At 68.4% G+C, this 22,486-nt stretch carries 19 protein-coding genes; 9 read left to right on the top strand and 10 right to left on the bottom strand.

Features of this window, described 5'->3' with window-relative positions:
• Window positions 1–16: 16 nt before the first annotated feature.
• Entirely contained in the window at window positions 17–562 is a 546-nt protein-coding gene (locus tag ASD59_RS03095) for a glutathione S-transferase family protein (RefSeq protein ID WP_327019540.1), read from the bottom strand.
• Window positions 563–820: 258 nt separating this feature from the next.
• On the opposite strand from ASD59_RS03095, the gene ASD59_RS03090 reads away from it, so the two are divergent.
• The gene (locus ASD59_RS03090) at window positions 821–1,441 is read left to right on the top strand and encodes a 3D domain-containing protein (RefSeq protein WP_055828132.1); all 621 of its coding nucleotides are present in this window, start codon (window positions 821–823) and stop codon (window positions 1,439–1,441) included.
• 73 nt (window positions 1,442–1,514) lie between these two features.
• On the top strand, window positions 1,515–2,204 hold the full coding sequence (locus ASD59_RS03085; protein ID WP_055828128.1) for a hypothetical protein: 690 nt from the start codon (window positions 1,515–1,517) through the stop codon (window positions 2,202–2,204).
• Here ASD59_RS03085 and ASD59_RS03080 read toward each other — a convergent pair whose 3' ends face one another.
• On the bottom strand, window positions 2,205–2,525 hold the full coding sequence (locus ASD59_RS03080) for an Mpo1-like protein (RefSeq protein ID WP_055828125.1): 321 nt from the start codon (window positions 2,523–2,525) through the stop codon (window positions 2,205–2,207).
• 117 nt (window positions 2,526–2,642) lie between these two features.
• On the opposite strand from ASD59_RS03080, the gene ASD59_RS03075 reads away from it, so the two are divergent.
• Together ASD59_RS03075 and ASD59_RS14505 are read left to right on the top strand one after the other, a co-directional pair.
• Window positions 2,643–2,852 (top strand): hypothetical protein, encoded by a 210-nt coding sequence (locus ASD59_RS03075; protein ID WP_055828123.1) that lies wholly within the window; start codon window positions 2,643–2,645, stop codon window positions 2,850–2,852.
• A 145-nt stretch (window positions 2,853–2,997) separates the two neighbouring features.
• Window positions 2,998–3,207 (top strand): DUF1428 family protein, encoded by a 210-nt coding sequence (locus ASD59_RS14505; RefSeq protein ID WP_255356197.1) that lies wholly within the window; start codon window positions 2,998–3,000, stop codon window positions 3,205–3,207.
• A 371-nt stretch (window positions 3,208–3,578) separates the two neighbouring features.
• Here the strand turns inward: ASD59_RS14505 and ASD59_RS03065 are convergent, their stop codons facing one another.
• From ASD59_RS03065 to dnaG, 4 genes are all read right to left on the bottom strand, one after another.
• Window positions 3,579–4,247 carry a hypothetical protein gene (locus ASD59_RS03065; protein ID WP_055828120.1) on the bottom strand — a complete coding sequence of 223 codons (669 nt, stop codon included), beginning with the start codon at window positions 4,245–4,247 and terminating at the stop codon, window positions 3,579–3,581.
• Between the two features lie 319 nt (window positions 4,248–4,566).
• Entirely contained in the window at window positions 4,567–5,313 is a 747-nt protein-coding gene (locus ASD59_RS03060; protein ID WP_055828117.1) for an extensin-like domain-containing protein, read from the bottom strand.
• Between the two features lie 112 nt (window positions 5,314–5,425).
• Window positions 5,426–7,378, bottom strand: coding sequence for an RNA polymerase sigma factor RpoD (gene rpoD / locus ASD59_RS03055; RefSeq protein ID WP_055828114.1), 1,953 nt, complete (start codon window positions 7,376–7,378; stop codon window positions 5,426–5,428).
• 69 nt (window positions 7,379–7,447) lie between these two features.
• A complete protein-coding gene (gene dnaG, locus ASD59_RS03050; RefSeq protein WP_055828112.1) occupies window positions 7,448–9,313 on the bottom strand; it encodes a DNA primase in 1,866 nt (621 codons plus the stop codon).
• 226 nt (window positions 9,314–9,539) lie between these two features.
• Here dnaG and ASD59_RS03045 point away from each other — a divergent pair, with 226 nt between their 5' ends.
• Window positions 9,540–9,806, top strand: a complete 267-nt coding sequence (locus ASD59_RS03045; protein WP_055828109.1) for a hypothetical protein — start codon at window positions 9,540–9,542, stop codon at window positions 9,804–9,806.
• A 63-nt stretch (window positions 9,807–9,869) separates the two neighbouring features.
• Here the strand turns inward: ASD59_RS03045 and carA are convergent, their stop codons facing one another.
• Genes carA through ASD59_RS03025 form a run of 4 tightly spaced genes read right to left on the bottom strand, consistent with a single transcriptional unit; the run spans window position 9,870 to window position 14,230 of the window.
• Complete coding sequence (gene carA / locus ASD59_RS03040) at window positions 9,870–11,030, bottom strand: glutamine-hydrolyzing carbamoyl-phosphate synthase small subunit (protein WP_055828106.1); 1,161 nt, start codon at window positions 11,028–11,030, stop codon at window positions 9,870–9,872.
• A gap of 46 nt (window positions 11,031–11,076) precedes the next feature.
• The gene (locus tag ASD59_RS03035; protein WP_055828104.1) at window positions 11,077–12,387 is read right to left on the bottom strand and encodes an amino acid permease; all 1,311 of its coding nucleotides are present in this window, start codon (window positions 12,385–12,387) and stop codon (window positions 11,077–11,079) included.
• Window positions 12,384–13,382 (bottom strand): aromatic ring-hydroxylating oxygenase subunit alpha, encoded by a 999-nt coding sequence (locus tag ASD59_RS03030; RefSeq protein WP_055828101.1) that lies wholly within the window; start codon window positions 13,380–13,382, stop codon window positions 12,384–12,386. Before ASD59_RS03030 ends, ASD59_RS03035 begins: the two co-directional genes overlap by 4 nt.
• Before the next feature lie 41 nt (window positions 13,383–13,423).
• Window positions 13,424–14,230 (bottom strand): hypothetical protein, encoded by an 807-nt coding sequence (locus ASD59_RS03025; protein WP_156376906.1) that lies wholly within the window; start codon window positions 14,228–14,230, stop codon window positions 13,424–13,426.
• A 166-nt stretch (window positions 14,231–14,396) separates the two neighbouring features.
• Here ASD59_RS03025 and ASD59_RS03020 point away from each other — a divergent pair, with 166 nt between their 5' ends.
• The 4 genes from ASD59_RS03020 (at window position 14,397) to carB (ending at window position 22,466) form a co-directional block, all read left to right on the top strand.
• Window positions 14,397–15,092 (top strand): HAD family hydrolase, encoded by a 696-nt coding sequence (locus ASD59_RS03020; protein WP_055828096.1) that lies wholly within the window; start codon window positions 14,397–14,399, stop codon window positions 15,090–15,092.
• Window positions 15,093–15,303: 211 nt separating this feature from the next.
• Complete coding sequence (locus ASD59_RS03015) at window positions 15,304–18,648, top strand: TonB-dependent receptor domain-containing protein (RefSeq protein WP_056621467.1); 3,345 nt, start codon at window positions 15,304–15,306, stop codon at window positions 18,646–18,648.
• A 188-nt stretch (window positions 18,649–18,836) separates the two neighbouring features.
• Window positions 18,837–19,151 carry a hypothetical protein gene (locus ASD59_RS03010; protein ID WP_235561705.1) on the top strand — a complete coding sequence of 105 codons (315 nt, stop codon included), beginning with the start codon at window positions 18,837–18,839 and terminating at the stop codon, window positions 19,149–19,151.
• 12 nt (window positions 19,152–19,163) lie between these two features.
• On the top strand, window positions 19,164–22,466 hold the full coding sequence (carB, locus tag ASD59_RS03005; protein ID WP_055828090.1) for a carbamoyl-phosphate synthase large subunit: 3,303 nt from the start codon (window positions 19,164–19,166) through the stop codon (window positions 22,464–22,466).
• Window positions 22,467–22,486: the final 20 nt, after the last annotated feature.

The raw sequence follows: 22,486 nt of genomic DNA, 5'->3' as shown, positions 1-22,486 counted from the left end.
GAATGACCGGACCGCCTTAGCGTATCCCGAAGGCGTCCTCCACCCGCGCGATCCATGCGACGATGGCGGGATAGGCCGAGAGGTCGAAATCCCCCTCGTGCGCCACCCGCGTATAGGCGACCAGCGCCAGGTCGGCCAGGGTCGGGCCCGCTCCGACCAGCCAGTCCGCCTGCGACAGCGCCGCCTCCATCCGGGCGAGGGCCGCATGGCCGCGCTCGACCAGCCGGGGCTCGATCTCGTCGGGCCGCTTGCCGGCCAGCAGCCGCTGGAACCGGACCACGGCGATATAGGGCTCGTGGCTGTACTGCTCCCAGAACAGCCATTCGTACATCCGGGCGCGATCATAGGCGTCGGCCGGGATGAAGGCCGTGCCCTCGCCGAAATAGCCGATGATGGCGTTGGACTGGGCCAGGACCCGGCCATCCTCCAGCACCACGGTCGGCGTCTGTCCGGCGGGATTGAGGGCGAGGAATTCCGGGCTGCGCGTCACGCCGGACATGACGTCGGTTTCGATCCACCGATAATCAAGCCCCAGCCGGTCGAGCAACCACTTGACCTTCAAACAGTTGCCGGACCGAATATCTCCATGGACAGTAAGCATCGGCCCTCAGCAAAGTGATGTTGATCTGCGAATACTGCTTACAGGTTTCGCGCGGTTGGCCAAACGAGATTCCACGTGACCGTGACAAGCTCCACTTATCCACCGGAGAACCGGGCGCGATGTCGCACCGCAGCGTGAATGTCGGGTTTTCGCCACATTTGGGAAGGACAAGCCGCCCACCGGACGCGTATGGGGCCGGCGTTTCCGTGAGTCCGCAACATGCTCGGCAAAGCCGCTGCGTTCGCCATTGTGATGGCGATGGCCCTTCCCGCCCAGGTTCAGGCGACAGGCGATCCGGTGTCCTACCAGGCTGCGACGAGCGCGGGCTGGGGTGCTGAATCAACCGTCCCGGCCACGGAAGGTTCCACGGACAGCGGCGTCGAGCGCGAGCTCACCCCCGACCAGCAGGACCTGATGCAGGGCGACGCCAACTGGAGCGCCCGCGCCAATCTCTACCATGCCGGCGGCGGCGGAGCGACGGGCAACGACAGCCTCGGCTGCCGTCCGATCGCCATGCGCACGGTCGCCACCGACCCCCGCTACATCCCCCGCCGCACCCGCCTGTTCATCCGCGAGACGGTGGGCATGCGCATGTCGGACGGTTCGATCCACGACGGCTACTGGTACGCCTCCGACACCGGCGGCGCGATCAAGGGCCAGAAGATCGACCTCTACACCGGCCACGGCCGCGGCTCGATGTCCCCGGCCATGCGCTTCAACCAGCGCCGCCTGACCATCGTCGACGCCGGCCGCTTCGAGGGCTGCCCCCCGTCGTGGGAGCGCCAGCCCAGCCAGGCCGCGATGATGGCCTCGGCCGCGACCCCCGCCGGGGCGAACTGACGGTTTCACCGACCGGCGTATTGCGAAGCTGATCGGGCCGGCGCAGTCTCTCCAGGCATCACTGGAGGGGACCATGAAGACCATCGTCGCCATCGCCGCCCTGTGCCTGGCGTCCGCCGCCGCCGCCCAGGACGCCGGCGCGCCGTTCAGGGACCGCACCGAGCGGGTGCAGCTGCAGGGCCGTCGCGGCCCCAGCCTGTTCCGCCCCGGCTTCGGCATCGCGGAATACGTCGGCTCGGCCAGCGCCCGGTCGTCGGGCATGGCCCTGCCCTTCCGGCGCAGCGCCCATGCGAAAACCTCGTTCAGCCTGACGATCCCCTCGCTCGCCGAAGAGGTGCGCGGCGAATGCGAGGGCGGCCAGGCCCGGGCGCAGTTCCTCTGGATCACCTTCGAGCGCGAGCCCCTGTCCTACAACTGCGTCTTCGCCGGCGCCGCCCCGCCGGACGCCGCCTTCACCCTGGCCCTCAGCCGCCACGGCAGCTGGCTGAACCGGCTGCAACAGCCGCAGAGGGCGGGCGAGCTGACCTGGAACGGGACGGTCTACCGCGCCGAGACCCGCTACGTCGAAGGCCTGCCGTGGAGCAGCGGCGGCGTGCTCGGCTATGTCTTCAGCCGCGACGGCGTTGACATCGGCGGCGTGGCCCTGAACGGCATGGCGCCGACCTTCTACCTGCCCCCCGCCGGCTCGCCCGACCGCGACGCCGCCGCCCTGCTGGGGGCCATACTGTTCACCTTCCAGGACCCCGGCCGGCCGCCGCTGTAGTCAGAATCTGCGCCGGCCGCTGACCGTCTCGAAGAACATCCGCCAGTCGCCCATCAGGCTCCACAGCGGGTACTTGAACGTCGCCGGCCGGTTCTTCTCGAAGAAGACATGCCCGACCCAGGCGAAGCCGTAGCCGACCAGCGGCGCCGCCACGAACCACCAGGCGCTGACCGTCAGCCCCAGCACCAGCGCCACGATCACCAGCGCCGTCCCCACCACATGGATCCGCCGGCACGTCCGGTTGGAGTGCTCGTGGATATAATACGGATAGAACTGGCTGAACGACCGATAGCGTTCGCCGGGCGCGGGCTGGCTGCTCATGGCGCCAGCCTCTCCCCGCGCCGCCCCACGGTCAAGCCGCCCCCGTTCACCATCCCCGTCAGCGATCGGGTAAGGCCGCCGGGCCCAGGGTCGGCCGTCGCCCCCGGAGTCCGTCCCATGCAGGCCACCGCCATCGCCGCCGCCGGCCTCGCCGACGCCGCCGCCCGTTTCGAGGCCAGCGCCGTCCGCACCGCCCGCGCCCCGCTGGACGATCTCGCGGGCGAGACCGTCGAACGGATGACCGCCGGCGTCGCCTTCAAGGCCAATGTCGCCGTGCTGAAGACCGCCGACGAGATGTACGGCGCCCTGCTCGACATCCTCGCCTGATCACGCCTCCGCCGCCGGCGAGCGGTGAAGGACGAGGGACGAGGACGCCGGAGACGGCCGTCGCCTGTTGCCTGCCGCCCCCCTTCGGGTGTTCCCTGCCCCCTCGTCTCTCGCCCCTCGCCCCCCTTCAAGCGGAGCGTCCGCCATGCCCTTCCTCGACATCACCGTCATCCCCGTGCGCACCGCCGACAAGGCGGCGTATCTGGCGCATTCCCGCAGGATGACGCCCCTCTTCCGGGAGGCCGGCGCCCTCGGCGTCACCGAGACCTGGGGCGAGGACGTCCCCGACGGCAAGGTCACCGACTTCAAGCGCGCCGTGGCCCGTCAGGACGGCGAGACCGTCGCCGTCGGCTGATCACCTGGCCCGACCGCGCGACCCGCGACAAGGCGTGGGAGGCGCTGATGCAGGACGACCGCATGATGGGCGGCGACGCGCCCCCCTTCGACGGCAAGCGCATGATCTTCGCCGGCTTCGAGGTGGTGCTGGAAGGCTGACCGCCCTTCTCCCGGACGCCGCAACAGCGGCGATCCGGGACGCTCGCCCTCCCCGAATCCCTCCACCCGCAAGCGGCGCAGCCGCTGTCCGGGAGACGGGCAGGCCAGGCGCGGCGGTCGCCTGTCCCCCGGACAATCGCGCCGCGATTTCCCGGGAGGCCCGGGCCGGCGGGCCCATGCCGTCCCGGATCGCCGCTGCGCGGCGTCCGGGATGACAAGGCCCCCTCCCCCTCACATCTCCCCCTCCCCCCGCTCCTTCAGCGCCCCGCTCTCGTCCCAGTACCGCGCCGCCCAGCCCTCCGCCTCCGCGGCCCGCCGGTCCGCCTCCGCCGCCTCCGTGCCATAGGTCTGGGCCCGCCAGCGCAGGGCGAAGCCGCCCCAGCGGACGCCGGGGCGGACGCCCTCGGCCAGCATCTGATGGGCCAGTTCGACGGCGCGGGCCTCGACGACGACGCCGATCTTGCAGCGCACCGCCTCGAAATCCTCTTCCGTCGGCTCCGGCGTCGCCCAGGCCTCGGCCGCGCCCAGCCGGGTCAGGGCCTCCGCCGCCTTGAGCTGGACCAGGGCCTCGGCCGCCCGGCCGTCGGCCAGAAGGGCGGCGGCGCGGTCGAGGGCGCGGCGGCGGATGACGGGGGCGGGGAGCGGATCGACCGCGCCCGTGTCCGCGCCCGGGTCCGCGCCGGAGACGGGGCCGGCGGCGGGCGGCGGCAGGTCGCGGTCGGACCGCTCGGCCTGATGCCGCCGCGACCAGCCCTCCAGCCGGCATTTCTTCCTCAGATTGGCCAGGCCGATGTCGAACCGCAACGCCACCGACGGCCCGCTCTCGCCGGCCTCATAGGCCTTGCGCACCCGCGCCCACACCTCGGGGCCGCGATATTTTCTCAGACGGAAATGGTCCATGCGGCGCAGCTGACCACGCCCCTGCGTCAAAAACGGACGCAGGCGTATCCGCGATCTTCCAAATCGCGCCGAACGTCTTCGAAGTCGCGCTCTTTACGTCGTCGAATTCCCACCCGGCCAAAGCCTGCCGACGCGAAGCGTCATTCCAGCCGACCGCGCCTTGGCGGCGCCCTGCCGAGGTTCTTCACAAAGGACACCAAGGGATCACGAAGAACACGAAGTCCGCACCGGCCCCGTCGTGTCCTTTGTGAGTCCTTTGTGCCCTTGGTGATGAACCTGCGCGCGCTGACGCGCCCGCCTCCGCCCGCCACTCCCCGCCCTACCGGCAGAATCGCGTATCCGTCGCCTCCAGATGCAGGTGGTCGGCGTGGACGGCGTTGTAGTCGGGGCTCAGGGTGGTGCCGAAGATGCGGCAGGCGTCGTCGCGGATCCGGCGCAGGAAGCGCGCCTCCGGCCCCTCTCCCGCCCAGTCGGCCGCCACGCTGATCCCCCGCCCGTCACGCAGCCGCACCCCGGCGAAATCCAGCGCCGCCGCCTGGGCATGGGCGCTGATGCGGCCGCTGACCCCGCCGTTGTTCACATTGCGGCAGGCGTAGGCGCCCATGTGATCGATCTGGACCACGTCCGATCCCAGGATTTCCCGCGCCGCCGGCTCCAGCGACTGCCGCCGCCAGACGCTCAGGGCCAGGGCCGTCCGGCAGGTCATCTCCACGTCTCCCGGCGACATCCGCGCCGTCGTGCCCAGATCGGGGCCCAGAACACCGCCGGCGGTCAGGCCGCACGTCTGCGTCGTCGACCGGTCGGGCACAGGGCGAAAGGTCACGCGCGCGGCCGTCAGCTGGGCCATGCATTGCTGCAGATCCGCGCTCTCGCGCAGCACCGCCGCCCGCGTGCCGCCGTCGACCGTCTGGTCGATCAACGCCCCCACCAGCGGCGCCTCGGTGCGCGACGGTACGGGATAGCGCGCCGGGCCGGGCCGCTCGGGCAGCATCGGGCTGCAACCGGCGAGCACCGCCAGCAACAGGACCGTGGCGAAGACCCGGGGACGCAGGCGGAGCGTGGTCATGGCGCGGACGCTAGCTGATTCCTGTCCGCGAGGTCCCGGCGAAAGCAGGTTCATCACCCGCTCGCCGGCGCCAGAAAAGAGGGCGGCCCTTTCGAGCCGCCCCTTGTTCGTATCAGCTGTCCAGGAAGCTCCGCAGCTTCCGCGACCGGCTCGGATGCTTGAGCTTGCGCAGCGCCTTGGCCTCGATCTGGCGGATGCGTTCGCGGGTGACCGAGAACTGCTGGCCGACCTCTTCCAGGGTGTGGTCGGTGTTCATGCCGATGCCGAAGCGCATGCGCAGCACCCGCTCCTCGCGCGGCGTCAGCGACGCCAGCACGCGGGTGGTGGTCTCGCGCAGGTTGGACTGGATGGCCGCGTCGATCGGCAGGATGGCGTTCTTGTCCTCGATGAAGTCGCCCAGGTGGGAGTCCTCCTCGTCGCCGATCGGGGTTTCCAGGGAGATGGGCTCCTTGGCGATCTTGAGGACCTTGCGGACCTTCTCCAGCGGCATGGCCAGTTTTTCGGCCAGTTCTTCCGGGGTCGGTTCGCGGCCGATCTCGTGCAGCATCTGGCGGCTGGTGCGGACGATCTTGTTGATCGTCTCGATCATGTGCACCGGGATGCGGATGGTGCGGGCCTGGTCGGCGATCGAGCGGGTGATGGCCTGACGGATCCACCAGGTCGCGTAGGTGCTGAATTTGTAGCCGCGGCGGTACTCGAACTTGTCGACCGCCTTCATCAGGCCGATGTTGCCTTCCTGAATGAGATCAAGGAATTGCAGCCCGCGGTTGGTGTATTTCTTGGCGATGGAGATGACCAGGCGCAGGTTGGCCTCGACCATTTCCTTCTTGGCCTGACGGGCCTCGCGCTCGCCCTTCTGCACCGTCTGGACGATGCGGCGGTAGTCGTCGATCGGCAGGCCGGCCTCGGTCGCTACGGCGGCGACGTCGCCGCGGATCTGGGCGATCTGGGCCTGTTCGTTGTCGCTGAACTTGGTCCAGCGGACGCCCATCTCCTTGACCCGGTCGGCCCAGGTCGGGTCCAGCTCGGCGCCGAAATACGACTTGAGGAATTCCGGGCGCGAGATGCCGTAGCTGTCGGCCAGGCGCAGCAGCCGGCCCTCGAGGCCCATCAGCCGCTTGTTGATGGCGTAGAGCTGCTCGACCAGCGCCTCGATGCGGTGGTTGTTGAGCTTCATCGTCTTCAGCCGGCCCGAGATGGCGGCCGTCAGCGTGTCATAGGCCTTCTGGTCCTTGGCGCTGAGCGTCTCTCCCTTCAGCCGGCTCTCCACCAGCTTGTCCTGCAGCTTGCGGAACGCCCCGAAGTCGCCCGCCACCGCGTCCAGCACCTCCATCACCCCGTCCCGCAGCTCCGCCTCCAGCGCCGAGATCGACATCCCGCCGCCATCATCAAAGTCCTCGTCCTCCTCATCCTCCTCCGTCTTCGGCTCAGCGCCTTCCTCGGGGGGGGCGGGCTCGACCACCGTGCCGGCGGGCGGCTGGTTGTGTGGCAGGGACGAGGGGTTCAGCACTCCGTACGTGGCATCCAGATCGATCACCTCGCGCAGCAGGATGCGGTTGTTGGCCAACTCGTCGCGCCACACCATGATGGCCTCGAACGTCAGGGCGCTCTCGCACAGCCCCGAGATCATGGCGTCGCGGCCGGCTTCGATCCGCTTCGCGATCGCGATCTCGCCTTCGCGGCTGAGAAGCTCGACCGAGCCCATCTCGCGCAGATACATCCGCACAGGATCGTCGGTGCGATCATAGGCGGCCTTGGCCGGCGCCTCTGCGACATTCGTCTCGGCGCGCTCGACGACCTCGCCGCCCTCCTTCTCGGTGGTCTCGGCCGCGTCTTCCTCGGCCTCCACGACGTTGACGCCCATCTCGGACAGCATCGCCAGCGTGTCCTCGATCGCGTCGGGGGTCACCTCTTCGGACGGCAGGACCTTGTTCAGGTCCTCCATGGTCACATAGCCCCGCGCCTTGGCCTGTTTGATGAATTTCTTCACCCCGGCGTCGGTGAGGTCGAGCAGCGGACCGTCACTCTGGGCTTCGGTTTCCTGCGTCTCGGTCTGGGCGCTCATACAGTCTCTTCTCCGGGCGGAGCGGCTGATCAGGCCGTCCGCCAATACAACGTGTGGCGGGGTCGTTGGTTACGAGCCCGCGCTGTCTTCCCAAATCTCTCCGGTTTTGATCGCGCGACGCAAAGCATCCCGCTCGGCTTTCAGCCGGCGAAACGCCTCGTCCTGCCCCGGCACGCCACGCGCCGAAGTCAGGGCATCCTCCAGCGCCGCCACGCGAATAAGCGCGTCGAACGCCTGCGACCATCGGATCCGCGCCTCGCCGAGGGGCTTGTCTGTGGCCAGGAAGGGCGCGCCGGACTTTGCCGCCGCCTTCTCGACCTCGTGCATTAAGACGCCGTGACCCGATTGCGCCAGATGGCGTCGGAGGGCGGCTGAGTCAAGGTCCTGACCCGAGAAGCGAAGCCGAACCATCTCCTGCGCCAGGCCGTCCAGGGCCCGATCGCCGAACCCATGGGCCGCAATGGCCTCGAGATGATCGTCCATCCGCTCGGGATCGTCGATCGCGCCGTGGGCCAGGGCCGCCGCAACCGGCTCGATCGACCGGGACAGCGACTGCATTGCCTGCGCTCCCTCGGCCGTCTGACCGAGCTTGGGCGGCGGGCCCGGACGCCACCGGCCGCCGGGACCGGCGGCGGGCGGGTTCGTGGACGCGCGGCGCGCCGGGAACAGGGCGTCGAAACGGTCGAACAGTTCGCGGCGATACTGTTCGGCCAGATCCTTGTCCTGAATGGCGGAGGCGGCCTGACGCAGACGGCCTTTCAGGCCCGCCCGGCGCTCGGGCGAATCCAGCGGCTCGACCTCGGCCTCCTTCTGGAACAGCACCTCGGCGAAGGGACGGGTCGCGGCCATGGCCTGACGCAGGGCCGGGGCCCCCTTGTCGCGCAGGATGTCGTCCGGGTCCTGCCCCCCCTCCAGCAATGCGAAGCGGAACGAGCGGCCCGACTTCAGCTGCGGCAGGGCCCTGTCGATGGCCCGATACGCCGCCCGGCGGCCGGCGGCGTCGCCGTCGAAGCACAGCACCGGCTCATGCGAGACCCGCCAGAGCCGCTCCATCTGCTCCTCGGTCAGGGCGGTGCCCATGGACGCGACGGCGGGGATGCCGGCGCGGTGGCAGGCGATCACGTCCATATAGCCCTCAACGACGACGATGGCCTGGTCGCTCCTGGACTCGGCGCCGAGGATGCGTCGCGCCTCGGGCAGGCCGTACAGGGTCGCGCCCTTGTGGAAGAGCGGGCTCTCCGGGCCGTTCAGATATTTTGCCCGGTCATCCGGATTCATGGCCCGGCCGCCGAAGCTGACGATCCGGCCCCGCGCGTCGAGGATGGGGAACATCAGCCGGTCGCGGAACCGGTCATAAGGCGCACCCCCTCCCTCCGGAGCGATCAGCATGCCCGCCTCGACCAGATCGCCGGGACGGGCCCCGCGCTGGACCAGGGCGTTCTTCAGCCCCTCGCGGTCATTGGGCGCATAGCCGAGACCGAACCGCTCCCAATGATCCTCGGGCAGGCCACGCTTCTCGAGGTACTCCCGCGCCGCCTTGCCGGGCGAACGGCGCAGGTTGGCCGCGAACCATTTCTGGGCCAGATCCATCCAGTCGGTCAGCCCCTGCTTCTTCGCCTCGCGCTCTGCCGCCTGCGGGTCTTCGGCCGGCAGGGCCATGCCCGCCTCCCCGGCCAGGCGCTGCACCGCCTCGACGAAACTCAGCCGCTCCGTCTCCTGCAGGAAGGAGATGACGTCGCCGTGCTTGCCGGACGAGAAGTCGTGGAAGAAGCCCTTGTCGTCATTGACGAAGAAGGACGGCGACTTCTCCTTGGTGAAGGGCGACAGGCCGACGTACTCGCGTCCCTGACGCTTGAGTTTCACCGTCCGTCCGATGATGTCGGACGGCCGAAGGCGGGCCTTCAGTTCTTCAAGGAAGCGGTCGTCGAAGCGCACCTGCGCCTTATAGCGCGCGACTCAACGCTTTGGGGCCCTTTACCTTTTGTTAACCAGAAAGGCCAAAGCGCGACCATAACCGCCTGAATATGCGCGCATTTTCCTGACCCTATCGGAACGATCCACAGACCTGTGGATTAACCATGGGACTGTCCGTGAAGAAGGATGGGCCTGGACGGGGTTGCGGCGAAGATCGCGGCCCGCCCGAGAATGAGAGAGACTATCCATGTTCCTGAGCATCGCCCGCCCGGCGGTCGAGCCCCAGGGTCCCGACCCCGTCGCCGTCCCCGGTTCGCCCGCCATCACCGACCTGTCTCCCCGCGCTCTTCACGCTCGCTTGCTGGAGAATGCGGCCCTGCGGCGCATGCGCGGCGCCGAGCGGCTGCGCTCGAACCGGTTGGAGGACGCCGACTACTGGCTGCACGCGGCCCCTGTGGCGGTGCGCAAGGCCAGCGCCCTGCGCGAAGAGAAGAGCTTCGCGCCTCTCCCCTGATCTCGGGTGACCGTCGCCGGCCCGTCGCGAACCCAACCGGTCACGGCGCGCCAGATTTCGGATTCAGCGGCGCATCGAATCCGCGAACCGCTGGAACAGATAGAGACTGTCGGTCGGGCCCGGCGAGGCCTCTGGATGGTGCTGGACGCTGAACACGGGCCGGTCCCTCATGGCGATGCCGCAGTTGGTGCCGTCGAACAGGCTGACATGGGTCTCGGTGACCGCGTCCGGCAGGCTGTCGCGATCGACGGTGAAGCCGTGGTTCATGGATACGATCTCGACCTTGCCGGTGGTCAGATCCTTGACAGGGTGGTTGGCCCCGTGGTGGCCCTGATCCATCTTGATGGTCTTGGCGCCCAGGGCCAGGGCCAGCATCTGATGGCCGAGGCAGATGCCGAACAGGGGCGTGCCGCTGTCGACCAGCTTCTTGATCTCGGGCACAGCATAGACGCCTGTCGCCGCCGGATCGCCCGGCCCGTTGGACAGGACCACGCCATCGGGCTTGCGCGCCAGAATCTCTTCGGCCGTCGTCGTGGCCGGCACCACGGTGATCCTCGCGCCGGTCGAGGCAAGGGCCCGCAGAATGTTGCGCTTCACCCCGTAGTCGACGACCACCACCGACCTGTCGACGGCGTCCACGCGGGGATGACCCTCGGGCCATTCCCACAGCCCCTCGTCCCATTCGAACGCCTGCAGCGTCGAGGCGGGCTTGGCGAGATCGAGGCCGACGAGACCGTTCCACGCCTTCGCTTCGGCCACCAGCGCCTCAAGATCGAACTTGCCGTCCGGATCATGGGCGATCACCGCATGGGGCGCGCCACCGTCGCGGATCAGGGCGGTCAGGGCCCGGGTGTCGACCCCGGCCAGGCCGACCACGCCCCGGCGCTTCATCCAGTCGTCGAACGAACTGTCGGCCCGCCAGTTGGCCGGATCGGTCGGCATGTCGCGGAAAACGGCCCCCCGCGCCGAGGTGTCTGACCCGCCGCCGATCTGCTCCAGATCCTCGACGTTGGTCCCGGTGTTGCCGACGTGCGGGAAGGTGAAGGCGAGGATCTGGCTCATGTAGGACGGATCGGTCAGGATTTCCTGATAGCCCGTCATGGCCGTGTTGAAGACGACCTCGCCGAGGGCCGATCCGGTCGCGCCGCAACCGAGGCCCTGCAGGATGGTACCGTCCGCGAGCGCGAGCACGCCGGTGACGCCGGGAAGAAGCTGGGTGGTCATGACAGGCTCCCTAGCACCGAATCCCGGCGAGCAAACGGCGGCGTTGCTAAAGAGGCGCCGCCCCGGGGTCAACGGGGGCCGAGGACTTGCGCATGAAGGCAAACCACACCCCCGTCGTCACCAGGAAAAAGATGGCCGTCGGAAGGACATAGCCGGGGGCCGCCGCGACAACCGCCGCCGATGTGAACAGCAGGCCCAGCGCCGCCACGCCGCGCGCCCGTGTCCAGCGCGCCAGCCGGAACAGCGAGGCTGAGCACAGACCGTAGACGACGAGACTGAGCACCGAGGTCACTCCGATCAGCATGCCGAACTGCCCCCCGAGGGTGGGCTGGCCGGAAATTACCGCCACCACGCTCATGATCGCGCCACCGAGCAGGGGGTTGGCGATCGGCGTGCGTTCGCCCGCCCCGAATCCTGCGGGCAGATACCCGCGCCGTGCCGCCGCCCGCGCCGTCTCGCCGCCCAGCATGACCCAGCCGCTCAGGGTGCCGACCGCCTTGACCACGGCCGCCGCCGCCACCGCCGCCCCGATCGAGGCCCCGAACACGCGCGCCGTCAGATCGGCATAGGGGCTGGAGGACTGGGCCAGCACCCCGGCAGGTATGACGCCGAACACCGCCACGCTGGCCGCGACATAGACGAGCGACGCCAGCAACACGCCGGCGATCGAGGCCCGGCCGACGTCGCGCGCGGGATGCCGGACCCTCGCCGAGAGCACCGCCGCGCTTTCGACCCCCAGGAAGGCCCAGAAGATGACCGCCAGCGAGGCGGGAACGCTTTCCGCCAGACTGTTTCCCGACGGACTCCAGGAGGCGGTGAAGGTCTCGCCGCTGAAGGCTGTAACCCCGGCGGCCACCGCGATGACGATGGGAACCAGGCCGATGGCCAGCGCCAGGGCCGCAAAACGCGAGGCGGTTCGCGCGCCGAGGATATAGGCGCCGGTCGTCAGCCAGATCAGGCCCAGATTGCAGAAGGTCGCCGCCACCGGCTCCTTCAGCACCGGGAAGAAAAAGCCCAGATAGCCGGTGGCCGCGACCGCGATGGCGACATTGCCGACGAGGCAGGCGGTCCAGAAGGCCAGCGCCGTCTGGAAGCCGAAGAAGCGCCCTAGGCCCCGCTCGGCGAAGCCCGAAAGGCCGTCGGCGTCCGGCTGCAAGCGTCCCAGCGCGGCGAACACCAGCGCCAGGGTGACCGCGCCCGCGCCGGCGACCAGCCAGCCCACGACGCTCGACGAGCCGACGGGGGCCAGGGTCGCGGGGAGCAGATAGACCCCTGAACCAATCATGTTTCCGGCCACGACCAGGGCTGCGAGGCCCCAGCCCAGCTTCTGCCGGTCCTCGATCGGCGTGTCGGTCATGGGTGAACCTCTGCGATACGGGCCTGGAACCAGGCCACGGCGGCCTCGTGGCGCGGACTCAGGACGCCGCGGTCATAAGCCCCGGCCGACAGATTGGCCTGCACCGCCTCACAGATGGCCGCGTCCTCCGCCGTCAGGCGATCGGAGGCCTCGAGCGCGTCGCCCAGCGCCGCCTCGCCGCCGTCGTTCAGGAATAGATAGTCCAGCCTTGTCCGCCCCGGGCCAACCGGGGTCATCCGCTCGATCATGGCGCCGTCCCTATAGACGTTGATCCCCAGGTTCGGCCACAGCCAGCCCCACACCCCCGCCTGCGGTCCGTCGTTGACGCCCACAGCCTCCTGGACGACCAGGTCGCCTTCGACCCGGATACGGTATTCGGCCGGCCCCAGCTCCTCCGCCAGCACGGGGTGGACAGTGCCGATGTGGTAACCCTCGAGATAGTTCTCGGCATAGGTCTTCCAGTCGCAGGCCAGGTCGTGGCTGCGGCGAAGGGCTGGCGCGGCTATGGCGAGGCCGCGCTCGGCCAGCAGGGCCTCCAGCGGCGCGACCAGATCCGCAAGCGCCGCGGCGTCCGGGTCGAGATTAGCGAAGACCAGCCCGCGCCAGGTCTCGAGCCGCAGGGCCAACAGGCCGAACTCGCGGGGGTCGAACCCGTCCGTCGCGCCAAAGCCGGCCGCGGACCGCAACCGCCCGTCCAGGGCGTAGCGCCAGCCGTGATAGGCGCACACCAGTTCGCCTTCGCAATGGCCCTGCCGCCCCGTCACAAGCGGTCCGGCACGGTGGCGACAGACATTGTGGAAGGCGCGCAGGACGCCGTCCTTGCCGCGCAGGGCCAGCAGACGATGGCCGGCCACGTCGGACGCGATCCAGTCGCCGGGCGAGGCCGCCTCGGCCTCATGACCCAGGAGCAGCCAGGCGCGCCCGAACACGGCGGATCGCTCGCGCGCCCATGCGTCGGGACAGCCGTAGAGTCGGGCGGGAAGCGTGGCCTGCATGACCGGGATCAAGGCCCCGGGGCGAAGGCGGCGTCAACTGGTTAGACAGTGATCGCTTCCATGCCTGCGAACACGGCATGGGTGGCGCCGGCGGCCTGGGCCGCAAGGCCGCGGTCGGGCCGCAGGTTCAGCAGCAGAACCTGGTTGCAGGTCTGGCGCGCGGCGGCGATCAGGTCCTGGGCCGACTGCCACTCGCGCGGTCCGTCGTGGGCGACGCCGGCGAAGTCGATCGCCAGGCAGCGGGCGCGGACCCCGGCCAGCCGACGCACCAGGCCAGGGTCGGGCGCGACGTGCAGGACCACGCCAAGCGCCGCCGTCTCGAAATGGCCGATGGACTCGTCGATCATTTCGGGCGGCGCCTGTTCGAGACCGCCCATGACTTCGACCAGCAGGTTGCCGGGAACAGAGCCGTGAAGCTCGCTGCAGAGCAGCGCGAACCGCCCGCGGCTGGACGCCACGGTCCGCCAGAAGGCGGGCAGCACGCCCGTGTCCTGCGGACCCAGATGCAGCAGGTCCAGGCCGTGATTCAGGGTCTGAAGGTCGATACGTTTGAGATCGACCGGTTCCAGCGTGCGCCGGCCCAGGGCCGCCAGGGCGGATTCTCCGCCGCGGTGCCGGACGCTCCGGCGAATCCGTCGACTCACCGGCGTCGACCGGTCCAGATCGAAGACGGGCTGGGCGGCCAGGGTCACGGTCAGTTCACGCCCGGCGCGGGTCACCAGGCCGAAGGTCAGGCTTTCGTAGGGCGCGGCGTAGGCGCGGCGCTCGCCGAGGCGTGAGTACGAGCCTTCGCCCGCGGGAGTCCCCCCGGGATCACCGACTGTCGGGTACGCTGGAACTTGTGTCATGACCGCCCCCTTTGGCTGGCCGGTGAAGTTCCCCCAGAGTCGTCAGGATAACCGTGAACCCAAGAACGTAACCCTGACAAACGTAGTCAAGAACTGTTGACCATAGCGACATCATCCGAGCGGTCCGCCCCCTCCCCCGCGCCCGGTTGCAGTGTTAGGGAGCGGCATGAACATCACCACGGTCGGCCTCGATGCCGACGATACGCTCTGGCACAATGAAACCATCTTCCGGCTGACGCACGACCGGTTCGTCGCCCTGCTGGCCGATCACGCCGACCGCCCGACGCTGGAAGCGCGGCTGGCCGAAACCGAGACGCGGAACCTTCGACTTTACGGCTATGGCGTGAAGGGTTTCACCCTGTCGATGATCGAGACGGCCATGGAACTGACGGGGGGCGAGGCTCCGGCGTCGGTGGTGCGCGAAATCCTCGCCGCGGGGCGCGAAATGCTGGCCCATCCGGTCGAGACCCTGCCCGGCGTCGACGAGGCGCTGGCCGCGCTGTCGGAATCGTATCGCCTGGTGCTGGTCACCAAGGGCGACCTGCTGGACCAGGAGCGCAAGCTCGCCGCCTCCGGGCTGGGCGACCTGTTCGCCGCGGTCGAGATCGTGTCCGAAAAGGACCGTCGGACCTACGACCGCGTCTTCGCCCGTCATGGCACCGGGGCCGATGAAGCCGTGATGGCCGGCAATTCGATGAAGTCGGATGTCTTGCCTGCACTGGCCGCAGGGGCGTGGGCGGTACACATTCCGTACGCCGTCACCTGGGCCCACGAAATCGCCGAAGCTCCCGAAGGTCACCCCCGCTACGGAGGACTGGTCAGCATCAGCGAACTGCCAGCCTGGATCGACTCCAACTGCTAACCCCGCTCCAATAACGATGTATTCTTAGCTTTCAGCACCGCCTTGATCTCTATGTGTCGGATTCGGAACATTTATATCAATAACGGCGGAATATAAGCATTTCTATTACAGCCCAGCTTGACCCGGATATATGTGTGGTGAGTTTGTGGCCGCCGTCGCGACAGGGAAGCCTGCGCCCGTCTTCTTAAACTCACCCCCCGAGAGTTCATATATGACTGTTATTCGTAATCGCCTGCTGGCGTCCACGGTGCTCGCCGGCGTCATGGCGATGTCCGCCGCCCCGGTCTGGGCGCAGACCGCGCCCGCCACGCCTCAGGACGCCAGCCCCCTGCCGGGCGTCACCGTGACCGAGGCGCAGGATGATGCGTCGACCCAACTCGATGAAGTCGTCGTCACCGGCTCGCGCATCCGTCGCGACCCTGTCAACGCCCCGACCCCGCTGATCCAGGTCACGCGCGAAGAACTGCTGACGACCGGCCAGTCGACGGTCATCGACTATCTCGCCACAATTCCCGCGCTGGCGAACTCGCAGGTTCCGTCCGACACCACGGGTGTCCTGGGCATCGGCGGCCTGTCCTTCGCCAACCTGCGCTCCCTCGGAGCGGGCCGCACCCTGACCCTGGTCGACGGTCGTCGCCACGTTGGCTCGCAGGGCGGTTCGCTGGCGGTTGACGTCGACACCATCCCGCGCCTCCTGATCCAGGACGTCGAGATCATCACCGGCGGCGCCTCGTCGGTCTACGGCGCCGACGCCGTTTCGGGCGTGCTGAACTTCGTGCTGCGCAAGGATTTCGAAGGTCTCGAGATCGACGCCAACTACGGCATGATCAACCAGGACGGCGAAGCATCGAAGCGTATCTCCGCCCTGCTTGGCCACAACTTCTTCGACGATCGTCTGAACCTGTACGCCTTCGCCGAGTACGAGCAGCTCGACCCCGTCAACTCGATGGACATCGACTGGCTTCGCGACTCGGCCGGCCTGATCGGCGTCGACGCGGATCCCGCGGCGGCTCGTATGGACGGTGTCCTGGATAACCAGATCTTCCGCAACTACGTCACGCTGCAGCGCCCGCGCTGGGGTCAGACGACGCTGGGCAACAATCAGCAGGCCAGCCCGCTGAACGATCCGGACGTGCCGTACCAGACCTGCAACATCGCTGGCTTCGTGACCAGCACGGTCTGCTATTCGGTCCAGCCGGGCAAAACCTTCGTGTTCGACGGCACGACCGCGCGTGCGGCCGACTTCGGCCAGCGCATCGGCGCGACCGGGGCGAACCGCCCGAACAACATCGGCGGCGACGGCGACAACCCCGCCGAGTTCAGCACCATCACCCGCGTGCCGGAGTCGGAGTCCCAGCGCTACCAGGTCGGCGCCAACTTCCGCCTGACCGAGAACGTCCGGGCCTTCGCCGAAGCCAAATATGTGAACGAAGACACCGTCTTCGCGTCGCAGCCTGACTTCTACGACTTCATCATCCGCGACGGCATCGTCGGCCCGAACGAAGTCCAGCCTGCTTATGGCTTCAACATCTTCGGCGTCAGCCTGGCGGACAACGCCTTCCTGCCCGCCAACCTGCGGACGGCGATCCAGACCAACACGATCACCATCTATGGCACGCCGACCGCCACCACGCCCGGCGCGGTCCTGGGAGTCGCCCCGGCGCCCTTCGCCCGTCACACCCTGTTCGGCGAAGATCGCAGCCAGATCAGCAACCGCGAACTGCAGCGCTACGTGGTCGGCCTCGAAGGCGATTTCGAACAGATCGGGTTCATCAAGAACATCGACTGGAGCCTGTCCTACACCTACGGCCAGGTCGATGTGACGGAGACGGAAACCGGCACCGACGTAGTGCGCGTGCAGCTGGCGTCCGACGCCGTGCGCGACACCGCCGGCCTTCTGGGCACTCCGGGCGCCATCGTCTGCCGCTCGCGCCTCATCGCCGCCACCCCCGGCGGCGTGGTCGACGACTACTGGTTCGGCAACGCCGATCTGCGCGACGGGGCGGTGGGCGCTGAAGCGGTCGCCGAATGCCGGCCGCTCAACATCTTCGGCCGCGGCAATCAGAGCCAGGAGGCGCGCGACTACATCAACGCCTCGATCACCTACACCGAGCGCAACGAGCAGGAAGACGCCATCGCGACCGTCGCCGGTCAGCTGTGGGACTTCTGGGGCGCAGGCCCGATCGGCGTCGCGCTGGGCCTTGAGCACCGCCGCGAATACACCGAGGCCATCGGCCGCGACGCCGGCGCCGCCGGTCGCGTCCTGTTCCTCAACGGCGGTCCGGACTTCCCGGGCGCCGAGTACAAGAGCGACGAAGGCTTCGCTGAACTGTCGCTGCCGCTGTTCCGCGACAGCTGGCTGGGCGAGTACGCCGAGCTGAGCGGCTCCTACCGGTACTTCGATTACACGACGGCCGGCCATGGCGACGTCTACGGCGTGAACCTGATCTACCGTCCGATCCAGGACATCACGTTCAAGACCAGCTTCAACACCTCGTTCCGCGCGCCGGACCTGGGCGAGAATTTCTCGCCCCTGGGCGAGACGTTCGCGAACGGCTTCGTTGATCCCTGCGCCACGGCGAACATCATCCTGCAGCCGGCCGACATCCGGGCCAACCGGGTCGCCAACTGCACGGCCCTCGCCGCCCAGCAGGGCCGGACGTTCGACTTCAACGGCAACACCGCGACCAACACCGACGACTTCAACCCGATCTATTCGGGCGGCGTCTCGGGCGTGACCGGCGGCAACCCGTTCCTGACGCCGGAACAGTCGGAATCGTTCACCTTCTCGACGGTGCTGCAGCCCCGGTTCATTCCGAACTTCAGCCTGGTGCTCGACTACTACGAGATCGAGATCACCGACGTGATCGCCTTCATCTCGGCCCAGACCGCGGCGAACAACTGCGTCAACGGAGCGGCGCTGAACGCCTCGGCCTGCTCGGTCATCTTCCGCAACAACCCGGGCATCCCGTTCGGTCTGGGCGCTCCGGCGAACGACCCGATCGGCGGCTTCATCGAGGGCGCCGGCAACTACGCCGCCCTGACCACCCGTGGTCTGGACTTCACCGCCCGCTACCGCCTCGATCTCGAAGAGATGACGGGCCGCGACTGGGGCCGTCTGGACTACAAGATCGCCGGCTCGTGGCTGATCGAGCAGGAGAACTTCCTCGACCCGGCCAACCCGAACGCCTTCACCAGCAGCCGCGGCAACCTGTTCTATCCGAACGTCCGCTTCACCTCCTCGCTGACCTACACGCCGAACGACGTGTGGAGCGTGAACTGGACCGCGGACTGGCAGTCGGCCAACAACATCGCGCGCAACCGCGATCAGGTGGTCAACATCGAGAACCGTGAGAGCCAGTACTACGACACCGGCAACTTCACCCGTCACGACTTCACGCTCCGCTATAACGTCAACGACACCCTGTCGATGCGTGCGGGCGTCGTGAACGCCTTCGATGCGGAACAGTCCCCGGCCCTGGGCCAGACGCTGTATTCCAACTTCGACCCCTATGGCCGTCGCTTCTTCATCGGCCTGAACTACCGCCCGTTCTAAAGACGGTCCGGAACAAGACGAAGGGGGCGGCTCGCGAGGGCCGCCCCCTTTTTCATGCCGGCGACGGCCCCGCGGCCTTGCCACCGCCTCCCCCCGTCTTTAGACGGGCCGCTTGACCGACAACCCGACCGACCCGCGCCGGCGCCCCGCCGCCGCCTGAGGCCGCGCGCGCAAGGAGCCCGCCCCCCGTGTCAGACTCCGCCGTCCCCCACGAAGACCGCGACGCCATGGTGCGCGCCTCGCTGGCGGCCCATGGCGACAGCGGGATCACGCCGCGGCACACGCTGTTTTACTTCTACGGCGAAGGGGACCACGACGATCTGAACGAGGTCGCGCGGCGGGCCGGCTTTCTGACCCGGGGTCAGGACGACGCCACCATCCTCGAGACGACGATGGCCGTGGACGAGGCGTCCTTCGCCCCGGTCTCGGCCATGATGCAATCCTGGGCCGCGGCCTTCCAGCTGGATTACGACGGCTGGGAGTGCGCGGTCGTGACGAACTGAACGGAGGCTGAGATGCCCAAACGTACGGACATCCAGTCGATCCTCATTATCGGCGCCGGGCCGATCGTGATCGGTCAGGCGTGCGAGTTCGACTATTCCGGCGTCCAGGCGTGCAAGGCGCTGAAGGCCGAGGGCTACCGGGTCATCCTGGTCAACTCCAACCCCGCCACCATCATGACCGACCCGGAGGTGGCCGACGCCACCTATATCGAGCCGATCACGCCGGAGTTCGTCGAGCGCATCATCGCCAAGGAGCGGCCCGACGCCCTGCTGCCGACCATGGGCGGCCAGACGGCGCTGAACACGGCGCTGGCGCTGGACGCCTCGGGCGCGCTGAAGAAATGGGGCGTGGAGATGATCGGGGCGAAAGCCGACGTCATCGACAAGGCCGAGGACCGCCAGAAATTCCGCGACGCCATGGACAAGCTGGGTCTCGAAAGCCCCCGTTCCAAGGCCATCCACCACATCGACGAAGCCGAGGACGCCCTGGCCTTCGTCGGCCTGCCAGCCATCGTCCGCCCGTCCTTCACCCTGGCCGGCACCGGCGGCGGCATCGCCTACAATGTCGAGGAATACCGCGAGATCGTCGAGCGCGGTCTGGACCTGTCGCCGACCACCGAGGTGCTGGTCGAGGAAAGCGTGCTGGGCTGGAAGGAGTATGAGATGGAGGTCGTCCGCGACAAGGCGGACAACTGCATCATCATCTGCTCCATCGAGAACATCGACCCGATGGGGGTGCACACCGGCGACTCCATCACCGTCGCCCCCGCCCTGACGCTGACCGATAAAGAGTACCAGCGCATGCGCACGGGCTCGATCAACGTCCTGCGCGAGATCGGCGTCGAGACGGGCGGATCGAACGTCCAGTGGGCGATCAATCCCGCGGACGGCCGCATGGTCGTGATCGAGATGAACCCGCGCGTGTCGCGGTCCTCGGCGCTGGCGTCCAAGGCCACCGGCTTCCCGATCGCCAAGGTCGCGGCCCGTCTGGCCGTCGGCTACACGCTCGACGAACTGACCAACGACATCACCATGGTCACGCCGGCGTCGTTCGAGCCGAGCATCGACTATGTCGTCACCAAGATCCCGCGCTTCGCCTTCGAGAAATACCCCGGCGCCGAGGCGACCCTGTCGACCTCGATGAAGTCGGTCGGCGAGGTCATGGCCATCGGCCGGACCTTCCAGGAGTCGATGCAGAAGGCCTTGCGCGGGCTCGAGACCGGCCTGACCGGCTTCAACGAGATCGAGATCGACGGCGTCGTCGACGTCGACGACGAGGCCTCGGCCCGCGCCGCCGTGGTGCGGGCGCTGGGCCAGCCGACGCCGGACCGCATTCTCGTCATCGCCCAGGCCTTCCGCCACGGCCTGTCGGTCGAGGAGGTCAACGCCGCCTGCTCGTACGAGCCCTGGTTCCTGCGCCAGATCGCCGACATCGTGCGGGAAGAAGGGCATATTCGGGTCAAGGGGTTGCCGACTGAACCCACCGACTTCCGCAAGCTGAAGTCCAAGGGCTTCTCGGACGCCCGCCTGGCCCAGCTGACGGATACGACCGAGGCCGCCGTGCGCAAGGCTCGCCGCGGCCTCAACGTCCGCCCGGTGTTCAAGCGCATCGACACCTGCGCGGCCGAGTTCGCCAGCGCCACCGCCTATATGTATTCGACCTATGAGACCGGCGCCCTGGGTCAGGTCCCGCAGTGCGAGTCCCATCCGACCGACCGCAAGAAGGCCATCATCCTCGGCGGCGGGCCGAACCGCATCGGGCAAGGCATCGAGTTCGATTACTGCTGCTGTCACGCGGCGTTCGCCTTCGCCGACATCGGCGTCGAGTCGATCATGGTCAACTGCAACCCCGAGACGGTCTCGACCGACTACGACACCTCGGACCGGCTGTATTTCGAGCCCCTGACGGCCGAGGACGTGCTGGAGCTGATCGAGGTCGAGCGCTCGACCGGAAACCTGATCGGCGTCGTCGTCCAGTTCGGCGGCCAGACGCCGCTGAAGCTGGCCCATGCGCTGCACGAGGACGGGGTGCCGATCCTCGGCACCAGCCTCGACTCCATCGACCTGGCCGAGGACCGCGAGCGGTTCCAGGTCATGCTGCACGACATCGGCCTGATGCAGCCGCCCAACGGCCTCGCCCGCTCGGCCCAGGAGGCCGCCGACAAGGCGGACGAGGTCGGCTACCCCGTCGTGCTGCGCCCCTCATACGTGCTGGGCGGGCGCGGCATGGTCATCGTCCACGACCGCGAACAGCTGGACCGCTACGTCGGCGAGGCCATGCGGGTGTCGGGCGACGATCCGGTGCTGATCGACCACTATCTCAACCGCGCCACCGAGGTCGACGTCGACGCCCTGTGCGACGACGAGACGGTCTTCGTCGCCGGGGTGCTGGAGCACATCGAGGAAGCCGGCGTCCACTCGGGCGACAGCGCCTGCTCCATGCCGCCCTTTTCCCTGTCGGCGGAGATCGTCGCCGAGCTGAAGCGCCAGACCGAGGCCATGGCCCGCGCCCTGAAGGTGCGCGGCCTGATGAACGTCCAGTTCGCCATCGAGGAGCCGCACAGCGCTAACCCGCGCATCTTCGTGCTGGAGGTGAACCCCCGCGCCAGCCGCACGGCGCCCTTCGTGGCCAAGACCATCGGCCAGCCCATCGCCGCCATCGCCGCCAAGGTCATGGCCGGCGTGCCGCTGAAATCCTTCGGTCTGAAGGACGTCCCGTACGACCATATCGCGGTCAAGGAAGCCGTCTTCCCGTTCGCCCGCTTCGCCGGGGTCGACACCATCCTGGGCCCCGAGATGCGCTCGACCGGCGAGGTCATGGGTCTGGACTGGAAGCGCGACGGCGAGGCCGACATGGCCCCCGCCTTCGCCCGCGCCTTCGCCAAGAGCCAGATCGGCGGCGGCACCACCCTGCCCACGGCCGGCTGCGCCTTCGTCAGCGTCAAGGACGGCGACAAGCCCTTCATCGTCGAGGCGGTGAAGACGCTGCTGGCCGAGGGCTTCAGCATCGTCGCCACCGGCGGGACGCATGCGTATCTGACCGAACAGGGCCTGCCCGTCGGTCATGTGAAGAAGGTGCTGGAGGGCCGTCCCAACATCGTCGACGCGATGAAGAACGGCGAGGTCCAGCTGGTCTTCAACACCACCGAGGGCAAGCAGGCGCTGCTGGACAGCTTCAGCCTGCGGCGCACGGCCCTGATGATGAAGATGCCCTATTACACGACGACGGCGGGGGCGCTGGCGGCGGCCCAGGCCATCGGGGCGATCAAGGCCGGCGAGCTGGATGTGCGGCCGATCCAGGACTACGCCCACTGAACGGCGTGACCGGCGTCTCG

It is taken from the genome of Brevundimonas sp. Root608 (assembly GCF_001427825.1).
In the GTDB taxonomy this organism is placed as follows: domain Bacteria; phylum Pseudomonadota; class Alphaproteobacteria; order Caulobacterales; family Caulobacteraceae; genus Brevundimonas.
The sequence above is the reverse complement of the archived record's forward strand: the minus strand, read 5'-3'. Positions and strand labels throughout refer to the sequence as shown.